The sequence below is a fragment of the Staphylococcus gallinarum genome, from assembly GCF_000875895.1.
Lineage (GTDB): Bacteria > Bacillota > Bacilli > Staphylococcales > Staphylococcaceae > Staphylococcus > Staphylococcus gallinarum.
Window position 1 is genome coordinate 1 of sequence record NZ_JXCF01000243.1, and the last position, 241, is coordinate 241.

The 241-nt window shown below is 28.2% G+C and carries 1 protein-coding gene; it reads left to right on the forward strand.

Annotated features, from left to right (window positions below):
- Window positions 1–241: replication initiation factor domain-containing protein (locus SH09_RS14280; RefSeq protein WP_042740265.1), on the forward strand; the 241-nt coding region annotated here is incomplete at both ends.

A 241-nucleotide genomic window follows, 5' to 3' on the forward strand; every position in this document is an offset into this window, starting at 1 on the left:
AACCAGAAACAAAATATTTTGGTGTTCGTGACAGTGATAGATTTATTAGAATTTATAATAAAAAACAAGAACGTAAGGATAATGCAGACATTGAAGTTATGTCTGAACACTTATGGCGTGGAGAAATTGAATTAAAAAGAGATATGGTTGATTATTGGAACGATTGTTTTAATGATTTACATATTTTGAAACCAGATTGGTCTAGTTTAGAAAAAGTAAAAGACCAAGCAATGATTTATAT